Origin of the sequence: Terrabacter carboxydivorans, from assembly GCF_039532035.1 — a bacterium.
GTDB classification, from domain to species: Bacteria; Actinomycetota; Actinomycetes; order Actinomycetales; family Dermatophilaceae; genus Terrabacter; species Terrabacter carboxydivorans.
Genome location: NZ_BAAARE010000021.1, coordinates 41,625 through 58,405, shown reverse-complemented (window position 1 = coordinate 58,405; position 16,781 = coordinate 41,625). Strand labels below are relative to the sequence as shown.

Here is a 16,781-nt window from a genome sequence, read left to right as displayed (position 1 = left end):
CCTCTCAATCTGGCTGCGCACCGGTCGGCGCGCAGTGAGTCGTTGCCGAATGACTGTCCACAGGTGCGCGCGGTGGGGAGCCCCGCTGGGACTTGCGTTTGTCCGCACGGCGTTTGGCGTCGTCGTACTGGGTGCGCCACCGTTGGGCTTGCCGGAGCGATGCGGTGATGACGGCGGTGTAGTCGCGGTCGCGGACCGGGACGTCTTCCCAGACGAACCGGGGCAGCCCGTCTTCGTGCAGGACGTCGGCGGCGAGCCGGTCGGCCTCGGAGGCTTCGATGCCGGCCTCGGTCAGGACGGCGCGGACGACGGCGGCCCGGTCGGCCTTGTGCTGGGTCAGGGTCTTGCCGGACCAGTGCCGGGAGACCAGGACGCGGCGGCCGCCGAGGCCGAGGTTGTCCCGGTCGTGGGCCTTGGACGGGCACGCCCCGGGGATGAGGCCGGGGCCGGGGTCCTTGGGTTGGATGCCGTGGCGCAGCCAGTTCGCGCAGGTCGGGGAGCAGGGCAGCCACCGGACCTCGCGGTGCAGCCGGTCGATGTGCCGCTCGTACGCGAGTACGGCTGGATCAGAGCCTCGCTCCGGGCCGTCCACGTGGCCGGTGGCGGGCGGGGCGGCGTAGGTGTCGGCGATGGACTTGGTCAGGTACTTGCACAGGTACCGGACGGCGCGGTCGCTGTCGGGGGTGCCGCCGAGCAGGCCCTTGATGTCGACCTGCGTGCCGAAGGTGAGCACGTGCATCGGCTCGACGTCTTCGCCGATGGCGCGGCCTGCGTCGAGCCGGTCGAGGGCGTCCTGCCAGGTCCGCAAGGCGGCGCCGCTGGTGGGGTCGGTGTATGTCTCGCGGTCGCGGTCCCAGACCGGGAGCGTGTCGCCGTCGTAGACGACCTCGTCGATGGAGGGCCACCAGATCGCGGCGTAGGTGCCGCGGGCGACGGCCTTGATGGTGGCTCGCGGGATGGCGCCGCGGACGGCGGCGTGCAGGTGCGGGGCGAGGCGGCGTTGGGGTTCGACGGCGGCGAAGTATTGGACCTTGTAGCCGGCGGCGCGGCGCAGGTTCTGCCAGAACCGGTCGACCAGCCGTGGGAACAGCAGCGCGTCGAGCGCGGCGCGGCGGTAGTCGTACCGGGCTGGGTTGCGGGGGATGCCGGTGCCGGGGAGCACCTTGCCGTACGAGGGCAGGGTGAGGGTGAGGAACATCGAGGGCCGGTAGGTGCGGCCGGTCTTCTCGTCGGTGAACGCGGTGCCGATGGTGCGGTCCTCGACGGGGACCGTGGGCAGGTCAGGGAAGCCGGGCAGGTGTCGGGTCGAGCGCACCCGACGCTCAGGCGTCCCCTCGTCGTCCTGCTCGTCGTCTTCGTCGAGCTGCACCGGCCCGTCGTCGTCCTGGTTGTCCCCTTCGAGCTGCTCCGTGTCGGGCTCCTCGATATGGCGGGGCGGGTCTTCGGTCAGGTGCCAGCCTTCGCGGCACTGGTGCATCCGCAACCGTCGGGCCTTCTCAGCGCAGGACGGGCAGACCTTCTCGCGCGTGGAGCCGCACGCGATGGGCACGGTGGTGACGGCGCCGGTGGCGCGGTCGGTCACCCGGCGCAGCAGGGGCCGGATGCAGACCCCGGCGCTCTCGGCGGCGGCGACGGCCATGTCGGTGGTGACACCTTGATGGGCGCGGGTCGGCAGGCGCCGCTCAACGCCCGTAACACTGCCAGCGGAGGCGGGGCGGTGGCTGCTCATGCCGCACCGCCGAGCGGGAGGACGCCCTGCCACGCGGGCTGACCGTCGCTGGCACCGGGCGCTTTGACCCAGCTGGGCCGAGCGGGCTCGATGTAGGCCGGGTCTCGGTTGGTACCGGCCCACCATCCCGCGGACACCCCCGAGGTGTCGGCGTAAATGGTGCAGTCCGCGAGGACGGGGCAGGCCGTGCAGAGCCCGCGCATGGATTCGGCATCCCATGGGCCGATGTCCTGGGGTTCGGCGGTCCACGGCAGGTCGGTCCGGGCGCCGCATGAGCCGAACGTCTGCCACGCGACCGAACCAAGCGGGTAACGGGTGGAGGCGGTCGCGGCCTCGCACCAGACGGCCTCCAGGGCGGCCCACCGGGCCGAGCGGGACAGGGCGGTCATGCGACCTCACCCCCAGCAGCAGACCCAAGACCTGACGGCCGAGAGAGTGCGTCGTCGACGACGACGGCAAGGGGGACACCGCGGGCGAGCCGCCTCCGGAGCGGGCGCCGTTCCGGGGCACCGAGGCCGCCCCAGATCCCGAACGCCTCGTCGAAGACGAGAGCCCAGGCCAGGCAGGATCGGCGGACCGGGCAGTCGTCGCAGATGGACGCGGCGCGGGCGTGGACGCGGCGTGAGGTCTCGGCGAACCAGAGTTCGGCGTCGGTCTGGCGGCAGGTGCCGTACTCCTTCCAGCCGCCGGAGGCGAGGTCACGTGGCACCGGCCCGGTCGTGCGCGACAGGTCCGGCCTACCCGACAGGGCGGTCAGTGCGGTCTGGGCGTGCATGGTGATCAGGCCGCCTCAGGTCCGCGGTCGCCCGACCCCGACCGCAACCCCGACACGGACACCGAGGAGCCGGGGTCAGCGCCCTCGCGCGGTCGGCGTTCGCGCGGTGAGCGGGCCTGGCGCGGAGCGCGCGTCGCGCGTGCAGGCCGCGGTGTGCGAGGCGTCGGCGACGAGGCGACATCTGCCCGAGCCATCTCGTCGTCGGGCTGCGTGACGACCGGGGCCTCGCCGGTGGTCTCCTCGACGACGAGGGCGGGGTAGGTGGCGGCGGTCTCGCGGACGAGCTGGTCGGGCCAGTAGTCGGCCCGGACCCGGTCGAGGGTGCCGTCCTCCTCGACGACCCACGCGGAGCCGGGCGCGGCCGGGGACAGCCTGTGGGCGGGGGCGAGCGCGGCGGTGCCGTCGCCGAGAACCATCCGGGTCTCCTCCGCCGACCTCAAACGAAGCGCGATCGTCTGCGTGAACAGGCCCCGCATCCCGACGACCTCCTTGCGAGGGTCCTGCACGCACGCCAGGACCACGACGCCCAGGGCGCGGCCTTGGGTGAGGATCTCGGCGAGCAGCCGGGAGGCTTCCCGCTTGGTGTCCGGGTCCGTGTAGGCGGTCAGCGCGGCGAGCTCGTCGATCACGAGCACATGCAGCGGGTCACCGGGGCGCGGTCGGTGGAGGCGGGAGACGCCGGCCATGGCGTGCCCGCGGTCCTCGACGACCTGCAGCAGCCGGGTCAGGGTAGCCACGGCCTCCGAGGGGGTGATGGCGACGGTGGTGAACAGGTGCCGGCCCATCATGACCTCGACGCCGCGTTTGAGGTCGACACCCCAGAGCCGGACCAGGTCCGCCCGGACGGCGGGGGCGAGGCCTCCGCAGACACCCCAGAGCATGGAGCCCTTCCCGGAGCCGGAGCAGCCGACGACGAGGGTGTGCCGGCCGCGGACCTGCAGCGCCCACGGAGTGTCGTCCTGCCGGCGTCCGAGAGTGACGGTGTCGACGGCCAGGTCGTGCCCGAGCGGGCCCGGCAGCTGCGCCTCGGAGGTCGCGGCCAGGGCCTCGCGCACGACGAGGGCGATGTCGAGGACGGACGGCGTCCACTGCCTGACCCGGTACGACACCGCGGACGCTGCAGCGGCGAGGGCCGGAGCTGCCGCCTCGAGGTCTTGGACGGTCTGTCCCATCCGGGCCCGGACCCGCAGCGTGAGCGTGTCCCCGGTGGTGAGGATGTCGACCAGCCGGGGCGGGACCCACTCCGACGCGGTGCCGGTCGAGGAGACCTGAACGCGGCCGTTGCGGCGGGCCAGCGCCCAGGTGCGGCGACGGACGTTGCGCTGCACAGACAGGCCACACTCCCGCGCGAGAACCGGCCAGATGCGACGAGCCCACCGGCGCCAGCCGAACCGCCGCGACGGGCCGGCGAGCCAGCGCTGATACCCGGCCGGCCACCGGTACTCCCAGACTGCGACCACCAGACCCGGCAGGGCGGCGACGGTGATCAGGACGCGTGCGGCGGCGGGGTCGGGCTGGGTCAGAGCCGCGAGCAGCGCCAGCAGCGCGAACCCGAGGGCCCAGCGGGGGTGACGCCGTGCCCACCGGCCCCAGCCTTCCGCGATGGCGAGCACCACCCGGGCGCCCGTTCCGGACGAGCGCAGGGCCCGGGAGCCGACCGCAGCCGACCCCCGAACCCCACGCGAGACAGTCGTCGAGGACGTCATGTCACGCCGCCTTCGAACCCTGACCTGACGAACCAGAAGCAGAACCGTTCGCCGAGCCCGACGGCTGGCCGGTGGCGGGCTTGCCCTCGTCGACGAGCCGGTCCGCGCGCCACATCTCCGACAGGCCACCGGCCTTGTTGACCCGCACCTCGACCGTCAGGTCGACGAACTCGACCGGCACGAACTCCGCCAGCACCGGACGGTGCGGGCACCCCAGCTCGACCACGCCCGTCGTCATCGACTCGCGCCCGAAGGTCGTCTGCTTGTAGACGACCTCGACCTGCCACAGCGGCATCCCGGTCGCCTCGTCCCGCGCTTGCGCCTCGCTCGGGCGCCGTTTGCCGTCCCGCTCCTCCCACTCCCGGACCTCGTTGACGATGCCCGTCGAGCGAAGCCCCGCCCGCTTGCTGTCGACCGCGTAACTGGACATGTGTTCCTGCCTTCGTGTCATTGGGCCGTGTTGCCCATGACCAGAAGACGCCCGCAAAAGGGGACAAACACACCACACTTTGGGACGTTTAAGGACGTCCTTGTGTGTTAGAAACGTCCCAGAACGTTCAGAGGAGGGGTCATGACCAACGAACGACTTCGGGCCGCGATCACCAGCGCGGGCTTGAACCTGCAGAGCTTCAGCGAACAAGTCGGTGTCGATCCCAAGACCGTCGAGCGGTGGATCACCAAGGACCGCAGCCCGCACCGCACCCACCGGATGAACGCCGCCGCGATCCTCGGCAAGAGCGACGGATTCCTCTGGCCCGCAACCGAGTCCGACCGCATCAGCCGATCAGCCACCGAGGCAGAGTTGGTTCGGCTGTACCCGAGCCGCGGCGCGATTGAAGCCGATATGTGGCTCTCACTCGTCGACGACGCCAAGGAGTCGATCGACCTGCTCGCGTACGCCGGAAGCTTCCTCCACGACGCGATCCCCGGCTTCGTGGACCGCCTAGCCGCCCGGTCCCGGAACGGGGTCCGCGTCCGACTCCTGTTCGGGGACCCAGAGAGTGAAGCCGTCGCGCTGCGCGGTCGCGAAGAGGGCATCGACGAGCTCATGGCCGCCCGATGCAAGCTCACGTGGAAGTACCTGGCCCCGGCCGTCGGTCCCGCGCGGATGCACGCACGCCGACACGGCACGACGCTCTACGCATCGATCTTCCGCTTCGACGACGTCCTGCTGGCCAACCCACACGCCTACGGCGCCAGCGCCTCCCACTCCCCAGTCCTGCACATCAACCGCATCCCTGGCGGCCGGCTATTCAGCCACTACATGGACTCTTACGACCGTGTCTGGGCCACCGCTCGCCCGGTCTAAGCAGCCACGCATAGGGTCGACAAATGGGCCGAACTGACTACATCGACGACCCCGACGCGCCAGCCATCAACAGCGTGGTGCCTTCGGTCGTCGCCATCGTCCAAGACGACCAAGGCCGGGTCCTGATGATCCACAAGACCGACAACGACAAATGGGCACTGCCCGGGGGCGGCCACGAGCCTGGAGAAGCGATCAGCGACACCGTCGTTCGCGAGGTCAAAGAGGAGACCGGCTACGACGTCCAGGTCGAGACCATCACCGGCACGTACACCAACCCCAACCACCGTATGGCCTACGACGACGGCGAGGTCCGGCAGCAGTTCTCCATCGCGTTCCGCGCACGCTTGGTAGGTGGCGCACCGCGCACGAGCAGCGAGAGCAGCGAGGTCGAGTGGCTCACCGCGGAGCAGATCGAGCAGCTCGACGTGCATCCCTCGATGCGGCTACGCCTCCAGCACGCTCTCAGCCACTCCGAACGGCCATTCATCGGATAGTTGCAGCCTCGTTCGAGCGCGACCGGCAGACGCCAGCAGCTCAGGACCGGACCGCGTCACGGCGCGGTGCACCGGATCGCCCACGCGGTACCGCGACAAGATCTCCGCGATCCGATCCTCCGCGGTTGTCAAGTCGCCTTCTGGCCCCACGACCAAATCCAGGAGTGTCAGCGCGTCGAGATCAGTGTGGTCGGGCAGGGGCAGCTCGGCGAGCTCCTCGGCGAAGCCGCGCGCGGCAGCCTCGTAGATAGCCCCCGTGTGGTGAGCGACGAGTGCAACCACATCGACGGGTGCACCGAACCTGAGCAGCGCGCGAGCACCGTCGATGGCATGCATCCCGGTGTCGCGCAGCCCAGGGGCGTAGCCGATGTCATGCACCCAAGCGGCCTGAACGACCGTCGACGACATGCTCGTGCCGAGGGCATTGGTCTCCTGGGCGAGCCGGCCCACAGCCGACAGGTGAGCCCAACGACTACCTGAACCCGAGATCCACTCCCGCGCAAGGTCCTCGGCCGCCGACTCGCTCCACATTCGACAATCATCGCGCAAGGTGCGCGCCGCCCGCCCGCGGGTGTCGGGCCTGAACCTCGACTACTTTGGCCGAATACATGGGCAGTCACCCGCACGTTCCGCTCCGTCAGTACGTCGCTATGGCTGCAGCCCGCGCCACACAACGCCTGACGGACCGTGCTACTTGGAGAGTGAACCCGGCGGTCAATACCACCCAATGCGGTCGCGAACGGCATCGCGAGGTAGGCCGTGCGTCTGCATGAGTCTGACCGGCGGAGCGCGCTAGCCCGGCGTCCAACTTGTCTTTCTAGGTTGAAGGGATGGGCCGACCTCGGACGGCGAGAGGGGGTGCATTACGACGCCAGAGTCGACGGCAACCGATCGCTCACCCAGAGGCTGCTTCAGGTGCACCGTGTCGTATACGTAACCCATCATCGCGACGGCGTTCCCCGACCGCCTGGACGTGGTAAAGCGCACGGTGACGCGCGACCTACCCTCGTCCACGACGGAAATGGTATTCAGCGTAGTCAGTTGGTCAACTTCAAGAAAGATCGTCAGGTTACGCCCAGACTCGTCTGCATGGTATCCAGCGGGCCGCCCCGCGCCAAGGGCCGTCGTTGCGCTAATCACTTGACTTCCCACTTCCCCGCTACACCCCCCCGTTAAGAGCGTGGCAGCCACTGTCACACCGGCAGCCAAGAGCAAGTACCGCGGATGATTGCGATTCGCCATTTCACACCCTTTTCCATTTCTGCTCACGGCAGCGGCAGGCTGTCATTATAATAGTTGAACGCGAAATCGATCCTCGATCCCCAACTTGTCTTGATGCCCTGGCTGGCATAGCCGCTATTGTACCCGCACACGTTTGAGTTTGAAACTCCCGAGAAGATCCCGACCAAGTCATTCGTTCCAGCGACAACAATCGGACCACCACTATCCCCGCCCTCGCCGCAGGCGTCGGTTGAGAACATCTGAAAGAGCCGAGTGCTCCCGTAGTAGACGGACGTAAGCGAACTGAGAATCCGACCACACGTGATCTCACTCGTGGTGCCGGACTTGCAGACGAAGGCACCTGTTACCGGCGAAGTCCAGCTCCGGTACGGGGTGACCCCACCGACGTAGTTCGAATACCCACGAGAGATCGTGTTACCTGAATTGACCGAAAAACGTCCAATGTCGTAGCCGTCGTTCTGATAGAGGCTTGAGTTGGATCTGCCCACTTCACGTCCGGCGCCGTCTCGGGCAATCACGCCAAGTTGTCCGCTCTGCAATGCACAATGGCCGGCGGAGATCATCCGGCCGAGCCAAGTGCCAACCCCCATGCTGCAGTAGGTGCCCGGCACGATGTCCATATAGTTTCCGGGGACGGCGTTGAATGCCGGGGCTGGCTTCGTGTCGGGGGGAACAATCTCGAGCCGAAGACCGTCAATTTTATTGAGCGATTGAACCTTAGGATTCGAAAGCGCGCTGGCCGTGACGGAGATGATCACTTCGCCAGAAGGGTAGTCGGCAGAGATCGCCGTCACAGTGTCCGAATCCATGCCCTTAAGCTCAGCGGCGGCCTGCGCAAAGAGAGAGTCGACCTCCGCAGGGCCGCGTGTGGACTGAACGACACGCAGCCCCGCGCGCGGTCCAATTTGGGCAGCAGTACCGGTCGCTGCTTGTGACGCAACGAGCGTTCCGTCGTCAGCGATAGCGAAGTTCTCCGGGCGGAGCCCTTGCGCCTTGATGAGGTCTGCCATAGTCGCAAAACTGTTGGCTTGATTATCCAGGATCTTGGCGGCATCGTCGGAGGCCACTCCGAGATGCTTCGCGAGGCTGGCTGCGATGGGGTCAGGATCGGCGAGCGCACCCGCCGTCGCGCCAGCCGGGTAGAGCGACCCACATAGGATCGTGGCAATGGCGCATGCAGCTAGTTTCTTCATGATCTCCCCTGTGAGTTCGGCTGGCCACAGAGTACGACCGGGTCGGGAATCAGCAGTGCGTTTCGTGAAGATTCGGCAAGACCGGGCCCATCGACGCCCTGGATACATCCCACGGCGAACGAAAACAATGACATGGAAATGGGGAACCCACGTCGGGCTCGACCGACGGAGCAGGCCGTACAGTTCGCGTTCTCGGCGCTGCAGCTACCGCCGACTCCTCGACCCACCAGCCTCGGCCGCCAGTGAGTCCGCGACTGCAGATCCGGTCGGGCCGGCTCGGCCCAGGGAGTCGGTTTAGCAGGACAAGACAGTGCCCAAGGCCCAGCGACCTTCGGATTGCTGGACACGGCTCTAAGAGATCAAGGGCGCGGCTCCGCCGCGCCAACCGGCCGGCTCAGGCCGCCTCGCGGCAGGGACCCCCGCGCTCCGGCGCTTCGCGCCTACGCGCACCCCCACCACTCGACGACCACGCCAGCCGGACATCGGCAGTCGACCCGTCATTCCTCACCGAGGCCACTGACCTCCGAGCCGCCGACCCGACGCTTGAGCATCCGCCCGACTCCGGACCGCGTCAACGGCGCTACGCGTCACTGCGTGATGGCCTCCGGCCCACCGTTGACCCGGCCACTCCGTCGCGCTCTTGTGCTCCGCTATCGGTTCGGTGGCTCTTTCTGGCCACCGGTTGACGTACCGTGCCCAAGACGTTCACCTGATCAACGCTCGTGAGGACCTTGATGACGGATTGGCCGACCCGATGGCGCGCAGTCATCGCAAGCGATGTGAGTACTCGAGACGGCATCGGGTGGGAGTTCACCAGCCCAACGGGAGAGGACGTGTGGGCCGTCTTCCGTGAGGACAGCGGGCACTTCCCCGTCTTCTCGTCGACGCGCGGTCCTGGCGACCTGCCGCCATTCAGTGACCTAGAAGCCATGACTCAGACAGCGGTCAAAGATTTACTCGCCGCGGTGAACCTCGAGGATGACGTCGGCTGGCTCTCGGCGAATATCTCAGCGGCGCTGCTGATGGCCTCCTGCGAGGTTCTCGACTGGGAGGGTGAGGAGTGGGCGTTGGAGTCCGCCGACGGCGACGAGCCGCTGGCATGGGCAAGCCCAGGCGATTCCCGGACACCATTCGCCTGGGTACGCGCGCGGGGGCGCGACCGCGAGACCATCGTCGGCGTCTACCAGGACGACGCCGTCTTTGGCTTGTCCTTCCTCCCGCTCCGTTCGGCCCCTCAGCTCCCCAAGGCGGCCGCAGGGTCGTTACGTCCACGCAGCGACATCGACCTGATCCGGGGTCGAATCACTCACGTCGAGGTCGCGTACGACACGCTGGTCGAAGGTCGTTCGGGCCCGGGCCTCGTGACCGAGGTACTTCTGCACGGCGAGGACAGCTCGACATTGCTCATCGCCGCGGAGGCATACTCGCGCAAGGAGTGGCACCTCTATGACGAATCGGTGGTGGCGCTCCGCGATCTGGATGCAGCCAACTCGCTGGACTGGATCCCACCACGGCGGCGGTGGCAACCCACACACGGGTTCATGCCGTAGGCGGCTGCGCAAACGCCCGGGCCATTGGGGAATCTGGCGCGGTGAGTGACTAACTGAGTGACAGTCGGTCAGCACAGTTGCACTCGAACGCGGACCCTCACAGACGCAAATCGTGCTTGGGGCCAGCCACACCCAGAGCGCTCGGCCTGCTTCGGGACGAAGAGGTCGCAGGTTCAAATCCTGTCACCCCGACCATCACCGAAGGGCCTGCCGGAGACGACCGAGTCGTTCCAGCAGGCCCTTCGGCGGTTTCAGGTGGCGGCAGCCGGCCACGCAGCAGGACCTTGTCCTCTGGTCGCCTTCACCCACCCGCCGTAGCGTCGGTCCCCAGGAGCGGATCACGCACGAAGGCGCCGGGTGATGACGAAGAAGCGAGGTTGGGTCGTCGCGGGAGCAGTCTTCGTCGCCCTGGTCGCGGTCTTCTACGTCATCGGCGGGATGAACCAGACCGGCGAGACCGCCGGACCCACGCCGACGACCTCTTCCCCCGCCGCACCGACCACGGTGGCCACGACGCCGCAGACCCCGGCCTCTTCCCTGACCGGCCCGCCGACGTCGTCACAGGCGTCGGCTCGTAACGGGTCCCTCGACTGGTCGGAGGACCTGCTCGAAGCCGGGGGAACGCCGGCCCTGGACGCGGCCACGTCGCTCGTCGAGACGTTCGTCCCGGTCTGTCGGGGCACGGGGGGCGAGGGCGCGCCCTACGCGGGGTCGGTGCACCCCATGGCTCTCGTCGGCCCCTCCGAGGACTCCTCGGGCAACCAGTGGGGGCACACCGTCGCCCAGGCCGACCAGTTCCGCGCCGAGACGGGGCACTCCGTCCCGGCCGCGCTCCGTCCTCGCAGCACGAGCCAGGTGCAGCTCGTGACCTGCGTGACCGAGAGGCTGGTTCCCGCGCCCTCGTGCGGCACCTACACGCGCGGCAGCGACGGTGCGTCCGGTGAGCTGCGACGCACGAAGGGCACGGTCACGGTCCGGGTCAGGATCGCCACGACCGGGGCCCTGATCGGCCAGCGGACCTTTGACCGTTCGCCGCCATCGTGCCCGACCACTGCGAGCGGCCCAGTGGCCTCAGGCGAGCCACCGTGGATGCTCGACGGACAGACGCCGGGCCTGGCCGAGGCCTACTCCTTCGTGACAGCCCTGCTGACCGGGAGCCCGCGGTAGGCGGCTGCGCCGTGCAGCTCGGCCAAAGCCCGTGTCGGGAGCCTCCCGCCGCGCAAGACTGGGACGGACGCGCCCACGTCGCGTCATGCGCACGGCGCGACGGATCCGGAGGCAGCCATGGGCGTCGAGGGCTCGCACGATCCCACCCCTGGGCCGGGCGGCGGTCATCCGAACCTCCGTCCAGACCCGCGCCCCGGCCACACCACCGAGCCCGTCCCGCCGAGCCTGCGCGACTCGACCACGGCGGGGCTGCCCGTCTTCCTCTCGACCGAGCACTGGAGCCTGCTCGGCACCCGGTCGATGACGTGGTCGGAGGTGATGAGCCGGATCACCATCCACCTCACGGTCGTGTCGGCCTTCCTCGTCGTGCTGGCCCTGACCGCCCAGGCGACCGGCTTCTGCACGCCCTTCCCGGTCATGGCGATCGGTTTCGCGTCGGCGGCGCTCGTCATGGGGGTCCTCACCGCGATCCGGGTCAACACCGCCAGCCGCGAGGACATCGACCTCATCCGTGCGATGAACCGCCTGCGCCACGCCTACGTCGAGCTCGCTCCCGAGCTGGCGCCCCACCTGACGGCCTCCACGCACGACGACGGTGCCGGGCTCATGCACACGTATGCCGTGGGGCGGCCCCGCAACACCGTGCTGCACGTCGTGGGCAGCACCTCGATGTTCCTCATGGTCGTCAACGCGATCGTCGCGGGCACGCTCGGCGCGCTCGTGGGCAACACGGTCGGCGGGGGCACCGTGGCCGTCGTGGCCTCGGGCGTCGGTGCCGGGCTGTTGTATGCCGTGGGCCACCTCGAGGTCGGCCGCCGGGTCTTCGGCCCGCAGTCTCTCGACGTGCGCTACCCGTCCCCCGGGGCGACGGGGCCGACGGGGCCGACAGGGCCTTCCGATCCGACCGACTGAGGCCGGCCCACCGAGACCGGCCCACCGAGACCGGCCCACCGAGACCGGCCCACCGAGACCGGCCCACCGAGACCGGCCCACCGAGACCGGCCCACCGAGACCGGCCCACCGAGGCCGGCCAACGTGACGGCTAGCAGTGCTGAGGGCCAGCCGTGGTGCGCACGGCCTCCGCGACGACGTCGACGAGCCGTCCGGTGCGCGCCAGGACCGCTCGCTGGCGCGCCGCGCCGTTGCCCTCCGCGCGGACCCGATCCAGTCCGCGCTGGACGACGGCCAGGTCTCCGGCCGCCCCGAGCGCCGGGCCCACGTGGTCGAGGAGGCTCCCCAGCACCGACCAGCACGGCGCGGGCAGCCCGGTACGCCAGTCGACGAGCCAGCCGTCCAGACCCTGCAGCCCGGCCTGCCACGTCGCGGCCCGCAGCAGCCGGGTCGACACGTCTGGGCTCGGCCGACCCTCCGCCCACTCCTGGGCCGCCGTCTCGACGAGACCCCGGCACAGCGCCGCGAGGACCACGGCCTCCTCGACCGTGGCGCACACGTCGGCGGCGCGCACCTCGACCGTCGGGTAGCGCCTGGCCAGCCGCGCGTCGAAGTAGGCCATGCCCTCGTCGAGGATCACCGTGCTGCGCACCAGGTCGTCGACGATCCGGTGGTAGGCCGCGGGGGAACCGAAGCGGTCGTTCGGGCCCCACGAGGGCAGCCGCATCAGCACCTGCGACCGGTAGCTCGCGAACCCCGTGTCCTGCCCCTGCCAGAAGGGCGAGTTGGCGGTGAGCGCGAGCAGGGTCGGCAGCCAGACACGGATGCGGTCGAGCACCGCGACGCCCTCCTCGTCGCTCGAGACCGACACGTGGACGTGGCACCCGCAGACGAGGTGCTCACGTGCCGTCAGCCGGTAGCGGTCCTCGAGCCAGAGGTAGCGCGGCTGCCTCGACACGACCGGCTGCACCGGCAGCGGCGAGGTGGCGAGCGCCGCGACGTCCGCTCCGGCCTCGCGCGCCGCCGCCACCGCCTCACCGCGCCACCGCCACAGCTCTGACCGCAGGTCCCCGAGCCCGGCCGCAGGGGCCGTGTGCGTCTCGATCTGCTGCTGCTGGAACTCCCCCTCGACGGCCCCGTGCCCACACGCCCCCGCCGGCTCCGCCAAACCTGACGACTCCGGCGCCACCTCCGCCCCCACCGACGCCACCGGCGCCGCCGTCGCCGCCGTCGCTGCGCGCGCCCGCTCCGCAGCGTGCCGCAGGACCCGGTCCGAGGCGGCCACGGCCAGCCCGGTCCGTGCGTCGACGAGCAGCATCTCCTCCTCGACACCCAGGGTTCGCATGATGGCGCTCCTGCCCGACATGACGGCATACGACAGTGGTCAGCCCCACCAGTGTCCCCGTCCGACGCGGCGCGTCGGCAGGGGCGAAGGGCCCACCTGTCGAACCTGCCGGGAATGAACGACGGCGGTGTGCGTTGTCCCCTTTCGTCGCCCCAACCCGCAGGAGGATCGTGTCCACCTCGTCCAACCTCGGATTCCGCTCGGATCGCGGGCCGATCCTCATCGCGCTGATGCTGTCGACCTCGCTCATCGCGCTCGACTCGACGATCCTCGCCACGGCCGTGCCCTCGATCGTTGCCGACCTCGGGGGCCTGAGCCAGTTCCCGTGGCTCTTCTCCGTCTACCTGCTGGCGCAGGCCGTGTCGGTCCCGGTCTACGCGAAGCTCGCCGACACCGTGGGCCGCAAGCCCGTCATCCTCGTCGGCATCGCCCTCTTCCTGGTCGGCAGCATCCTCTGCGGCTTCGCCTGGGACATGGGCTCCCTCATCGTCATGCGCGCCCTGCAGGGCCTGGGCGCCGGGGCTGTGCTGCCGATGACGACGACCATCGCCGCCGACATCTACACCGTGGCCGAGCGGGCCAAGACCCAGGGCTACATCGCCAGCGTCTGGGCGGTCTCGTCCGTCGTCGGCCCGACCCTGGGCGGCGTCTTCTCCCAGTTCGCGTCGTGGCGCTGGATCTTCTTCGTCAACATCCCCTTCTGCCTGCTCGCCGCCGGCATGATCTGGCGCAAGTACGACGAGTCCGTGGAGCGTCGCCGGCACCGCATCGACTACGCCGGTGCGGCCGTGCTCACGGTGGCCCTGACCCTGCTCATCCTCGCCGTGCTCGAGGGCGGTCAGGCGTGGGCGTGGACCTCGTGGCAGAGCATCGGCTCGTTCGCGGTGGGCGCCGTGCTGCTCCTCGTCTTCGGCCTCATCGAGCGCCGGGCGGCCGAGCCGATCCTGCCGCTCGAGGTGCTGACCCGTCGGCTCATCGTCGCGACCTGCCTCATCGGCATCGGCATCGGCGCCGTGCTCGTCGGCCTCACCTCTTACGTCCCGACCTTCCTCGAGCGCTCCACGGGCGCCACCCCGATCGTCGCGGGGCTCGCCGTCGCCGCCCTGACCATCGGGTGGCCGATCTCGGCGTCGCAGTCGGGACGCCTCTACATGCGCATCGGCTTCCGCCCCACCGCGCTCATCGGCCTCGTCGTCGCCACGCTCGGCGCGCTGTCGCTGTGGCTCACCTCGTCCACGCCGAACGTGTTGGCCACCGCCGGCTCGTGCCTCGTCGTCGGTCTCGGCCTCGGGCTCGTGGCCACCCCGACCCTCATCGCGGCCCAGGCCTCCGTGCCGTGGAACGAGCGTGCCGTCGTGACCGGCACCAACATGTTCATGCGCTCGGTCGGCAGCGCCGTCGGCGTCGCGATCTTCGGTGCCATCGCCAACGCCGTCATCGCCTCCCGCGGCGGGGACACCTCGAGCGAGGCCGTGCAGGCGGGGTCGACCGCCGTCTTCCTCGCCGTGCTCGTCGCCGCTGCCGTGAGCATCGCGGCCGGTCTGCTCATGCCGCACACCAGGGCCGAGGACGTCGCCCACGGTGGCCCCGACGACGCCACCGACTCCAGCGACGGAACCACCGACGAGACCTCCGGCGACGACCGGGTGCCCCAACCCTCGACACGCACGCGCACCGCCTGACCGCATCGGGTAGGTGGCCACTGACAGAGTCACCGACCCCGACGACGAGGAGAACGCGATGAGCGAGCACGACGACGGCACCCAGAAGGTGGCCGACCTGATCAAGGACATCCGCATCGCGATGCTGACGCACGCCGACTCGAACGGCGTGCTCGTCAGCCACCCCATGGCCACGCAGGAGGTCCAGTTCGACGGCGACGTCCTCTTCGTGGCCGAGCGCGACAGCCACAAGGCGCGCGACATCGCCGCGCAGTCCCCCGCGCGCGTCAACGTCGCCTACAGCTCGAGCAGCTCGTGGGTCTCGCTGTCCGGCACCGCGACCATCGTCGACGACCCGGCCAAGCTCGCCGAGCTGTGGAACTCCTTCACCGGCGCCTGGCTCGAGGGCGGTCCGGAGAACCCCAACAACATCCTCATCAAGGTGAGCGCCGAGTCGGCCGAGTACTGGGACTCCCCCGGGGCCAAGGTCACGCAGATCGCGAACTTCATCAAGGCGAAGGTCACCGGTGAGCGCATCGAGGGTGACAACGAGGTCGTCGACCTCTGACCGCCTGACCACCCGACGTATGCCGTCGGGTTCCCTTCCACGCGAGGGGAACCTGACGGCATACGTGCGTTCGGGACGATCCGTTCAGGCAGCGCCCCGGACGAGGCGCATGACGGCCCGCTCGAGGGCGTCGCGGTCCCGGACCCGCACGAGGTCACCGAGCTCGAGGCGGCTGCGGTCCGCCTTGGTCAGCCGGGAGAGGCTGTGGGCGATGGTGCGCCCGACGGCGTACTCGTCGAGGACACGCGGGTCGACGTAGGAGCTGCGGGCCACGGCGGGGGTGTTGCCCAGGTGCTCGGAGACGACCTTCATCGCGTCCTTCTCGGCGCGCTTCAGCTCGCGCTCCGACCCGGCCGGACCCGTGCGCGCCAGCGCGACGGCGGCCGTGACGGTCGCCGCCCAGGTGCGCAGGTCCTTGACGGTGTACTCCTCACCCACGAGCTCCTTGAAGGCGACGTTGAGGTCGCTCGACCGCAGCTCGTGCCAGCCCTTCGTGTCGCGGTAGGCCAGCAGGCGGTCGCCGCGGTAGCCGCTTCGCTTGAGCGACAGCACGATCCGGGCCAGAAGAGGATCGGTCATGACCGCCTCCCTCGTGACGCCGGACTTGGCAGGGAACTCGAAGGTGACGTCCTCGCCACTGACGGTGACGTGCGACCGCAGCAGTGTGGCCACACCGTGCGAACCGTGCTCGGCCTCGTACTCCTCACCGCCGCTGCGGAAGAGCCCGGCGTCGAGCATCCGCAGACCGGCCGCGGTGACGCGCTTCTTCGTCAGGCCGTTGGTGCGCAGGTCGGCGGCGATCTGCTTGCGTGAGGCCGGCAGCTTGCGGGCCAGCACGATGACGCGGTCGTGCTTCTCGCGGCCCCGCGCCTCGTGCCACTTGTCGTGGTAGCGGTACTGGCGCCGGCCCGCGTCGTCCGTACCGATGGCCTGGATGTGACCGTTCGGGTGCGGGCTGATCCACACGTCCCGCCAGGCCGGCGGGATGACGAGCGCCTGGATGCGCTCCTTGGTCTCGGCGTCGACGGATTTGCCGTCCGCGTCGAGGTAGCTGAATCCTTTGCCTCGCCGCACGCGACGGATACCGGGCTTGTCGATGACGCTCCGACGCAGTCTCACAGGGAGGAGATACCCCGATCGCCGTCGGGCGC

The 16,781-nt window shown here is 69.6% G+C and carries 16 protein-coding genes; 7 read left to right on the top strand and 9 right to left on the bottom strand.

Translation table 11 applies throughout. The features are described from left to right. Positions 1–4: 4 nt before the first annotated feature. The 5 genes from ABD297_RS19455 to ABD297_RS19435 form a co-directional block, all read right to left on the bottom strand. Positions 5–1,639 (bottom strand): replication initiator, encoded by a 1,635-nt coding sequence (locus ABD297_RS19455; RefSeq protein ID WP_344256755.1) that lies wholly within the window; start codon positions 1,637–1,639, stop codon positions 5–7. 86 nt (positions 1,640–1,725) lie between these two features. Then, positions 1,726–2,118 carry a WhiB family transcriptional regulator gene (locus ABD297_RS19450; RefSeq protein WP_344256754.1) on the bottom strand — a complete coding sequence of 131 codons (393 nt, stop codon included), beginning with the start codon at positions 2,116–2,118 and terminating at the stop codon, positions 1,726–1,728. Next, positions 2,115–2,504 (bottom strand): WhiB family transcriptional regulator, encoded by a 390-nt coding sequence (locus ABD297_RS19445; protein WP_344256753.1) that lies wholly within the window; start codon positions 2,502–2,504, stop codon positions 2,115–2,117. Before ABD297_RS19445 ends, ABD297_RS19450 begins: the two co-directional genes overlap by 4 nt. Positions 2,505–2,509: 5 nt before the next feature. Further along, positions 2,510–4,210: an FtsK/SpoIIIE domain-containing protein gene (locus tag ABD297_RS19440; protein WP_344256752.1), complete on the bottom strand. Its 1,701-nt coding sequence runs from the start codon at positions 4,208–4,210 to the stop codon at positions 2,510–2,512. A gap of 1 nt (position 4,211) precedes the next feature. Further along, complete coding sequence (locus ABD297_RS19435) at positions 4,212–4,640, bottom strand: hypothetical protein (RefSeq protein ID WP_344256751.1); 429 nt, start codon at positions 4,638–4,640, stop codon at positions 4,212–4,214. A gap of 141 nt (positions 4,641–4,781) precedes the next feature. Here ABD297_RS19435 and ABD297_RS19430 point away from each other — a divergent pair, with 141 nt between their 5' ends. Continuing rightward, positions 4,782–5,519 (top strand): XRE family transcriptional regulator, encoded by a 738-nt coding sequence (locus ABD297_RS19430; RefSeq protein WP_344256750.1) that lies wholly within the window; start codon positions 4,782–4,784, stop codon positions 5,517–5,519. Positions 5,520–5,542: 23 nt separating this feature from the next. Beyond that, positions 5,543–6,013: an NUDIX hydrolase gene (locus tag ABD297_RS19425; RefSeq protein ID WP_344256749.1), complete on the top strand. Its 471-nt coding sequence runs from the start codon at positions 5,543–5,545 to the stop codon at positions 6,011–6,013. On the opposite strand, the gene ABD297_RS19420 is transcribed toward ABD297_RS19425, so the two are convergent. Both ABD297_RS19420 and ABD297_RS19415 read right to left on the bottom strand, forming a co-directional pair. Next, positions 5,963–6,544, bottom strand: a complete 582-nt coding sequence (locus ABD297_RS19420; protein ID WP_344256748.1) for an HD domain-containing protein — start codon at positions 6,542–6,544, stop codon at positions 5,963–5,965. The two genes, ABD297_RS19425 and ABD297_RS19420, sit on opposite strands and share 51 nt — an antisense overlap. Positions 6,545–7,278: 734 nt before the next feature. Continuing rightward, positions 7,279–8,448 (bottom strand): S1 family peptidase, encoded by a 1,170-nt coding sequence (locus ABD297_RS19415; RefSeq protein WP_344256747.1) that lies wholly within the window; start codon positions 8,446–8,448, stop codon positions 7,279–7,281. 734 nt (positions 8,449–9,182) lie between these two features. Between ABD297_RS19415 and ABD297_RS19410 the strand changes: the two genes are divergently transcribed. The 3 genes from ABD297_RS19410 to ABD297_RS19400 all read left to right on the top strand — a co-directional run bounded on the left by ABD297_RS19410 (position 9,183) and on the right by ABD297_RS19400 (position 12,077). Next, the gene (locus ABD297_RS19410) at positions 9,183–9,998 is read left to right on the top strand and encodes a hypothetical protein (RefSeq protein WP_344256746.1); all 816 of its coding nucleotides are present in this window, start codon (positions 9,183–9,185) and stop codon (positions 9,996–9,998) included. 360 nt (positions 9,999–10,358) lie between these two features. Then, positions 10,359–11,165, top strand: a complete 807-nt coding sequence (locus ABD297_RS19405) for a hypothetical protein (protein ID WP_344256745.1) — start codon at positions 10,359–10,361, stop codon at positions 11,163–11,165. A 117-nt stretch (positions 11,166–11,282) separates the two neighbouring features. Continuing rightward, on the top strand, positions 11,283–12,077 hold the full coding sequence (locus ABD297_RS19400) for a hypothetical protein (protein ID WP_344256744.1): 795 nt from the start codon (positions 11,283–11,285) through the stop codon (positions 12,075–12,077). A gap of 130 nt (positions 12,078–12,207) precedes the next feature. Here the strand turns inward: ABD297_RS19400 and ABD297_RS19395 are convergent, their stop codons facing one another. After that, entirely contained in the window at positions 12,208–13,401 is a 1,194-nt protein-coding gene (locus ABD297_RS19395; protein ID WP_344256743.1) for a glutamate--cysteine ligase, read from the bottom strand. A gap of 230 nt (positions 13,402–13,631) precedes the next feature. Between ABD297_RS19395 and ABD297_RS19390 the strand changes: the two genes are divergently transcribed. Together ABD297_RS19390 and ABD297_RS19385 are read left to right on the top strand one after the other, a co-directional pair. Continuing rightward, positions 13,632–15,083: an MDR family MFS transporter gene (locus ABD297_RS19390; RefSeq protein WP_344256772.1), complete on the top strand. Its 1,452-nt coding sequence runs from the start codon at positions 13,632–13,634 to the stop codon at positions 15,081–15,083. 58 nt (positions 15,084–15,141) lie between these two features. Further along, positions 15,142–15,630 carry a pyridoxamine 5'-phosphate oxidase family protein gene (locus ABD297_RS19385; protein WP_344256771.1) on the top strand — a complete coding sequence of 163 codons (489 nt, stop codon included), beginning with the start codon at positions 15,142–15,144 and terminating at the stop codon, positions 15,628–15,630. Positions 15,631–15,714: 84 nt separating this feature from the next. Here ABD297_RS19385 and ABD297_RS19380 read toward each other — a convergent pair whose 3' ends face one another. Further along, positions 15,715–16,749: a DNA topoisomerase IB gene (locus ABD297_RS19380; RefSeq protein ID WP_344256742.1), complete on the bottom strand. Its 1,035-nt coding sequence runs from the start codon at positions 16,747–16,749 to the stop codon at positions 15,715–15,717. Between the last annotated feature and the right edge of the window lie 32 nt (positions 16,750–16,781).

Coding starts and splice junctions, on each gene's coding strand:
- ABD297_RS19455 (WP_344256755.1), bottom strand. CDS start 1,639: ATGGCCGTCGCCGCCGCCGAGAGCGCCGGGGTCTGCATCCGGCCCCTG.
- ABD297_RS19450 (WP_344256754.1), bottom strand. CDS start 2,118: ATGACCGCCCTGTCCCGCTCGGCCCGGTGGGCCGCCCTGGAGGCCGTC.
- ABD297_RS19445 (WP_344256753.1), bottom strand. CDS start 2,504: ATGCACGCCCAGACCGCACTGACCGCCCTGTCGGGTAGGCCGGACCTG.
- ABD297_RS19440 (WP_344256752.1), bottom strand. CDS start 4,210: ATGACGTCCTCGACGACTGTCTCGCGTGGGGTTCGGGGGTCGGCTGCG.
- ABD297_RS19435 (WP_344256751.1), bottom strand. CDS start 4,640: ATGTCCAGTTACGCGGTCGACAGCAAGCGGGCGGGGCTTCGCTCGACG.
- ABD297_RS19430 (WP_344256750.1), top strand. CDS start 4,782: ATGACCAACGAACGACTTCGGGCCGCGATCACCAGCGCGGGCTTGAAC.
- ABD297_RS19425 (WP_344256749.1), top strand. CDS start 5,543: ATGGGCCGAACTGACTACATCGACGACCCCGACGCGCCAGCCATCAAC.
- ABD297_RS19420 (WP_344256748.1), bottom strand. CDS start 6,544: ATGTGGAGCGAGTCGGCGGCCGAGGACCTTGCGCGGGAGTGGATCTCG.
- ABD297_RS19415 (WP_344256747.1), bottom strand. CDS start 8,448: ATGAAGAAACTAGCTGCATGCGCCATTGCCACGATCCTATGTGGGTCG.
- ABD297_RS19410 (WP_344256746.1), top strand. CDS start 9,183: ATGACGGATTGGCCGACCCGATGGCGCGCAGTCATCGCAAGCGATGTG.
- ABD297_RS19405 (WP_344256745.1), top strand. CDS start 10,359: ATGACGAAGAAGCGAGGTTGGGTCGTCGCGGGAGCAGTCTTCGTCGCC.
- ABD297_RS19400 (WP_344256744.1), top strand. CDS start 11,283: ATGGGCGTCGAGGGCTCGCACGATCCCACCCCTGGGCCGGGCGGCGGT.
- ABD297_RS19395 (WP_344256743.1), bottom strand. CDS start 13,401: ATGCGAACCCTGGGTGTCGAGGAGGAGATGCTGCTCGTCGACGCACGG.
- ABD297_RS19390 (WP_344256772.1), top strand. CDS start 13,632: ATGCTGTCGACCTCGCTCATCGCGCTCGACTCGACGATCCTCGCCACG.
- ABD297_RS19385 (WP_344256771.1), top strand. CDS start 15,142: ATGAGCGAGCACGACGACGGCACCCAGAAGGTGGCCGACCTGATCAAG.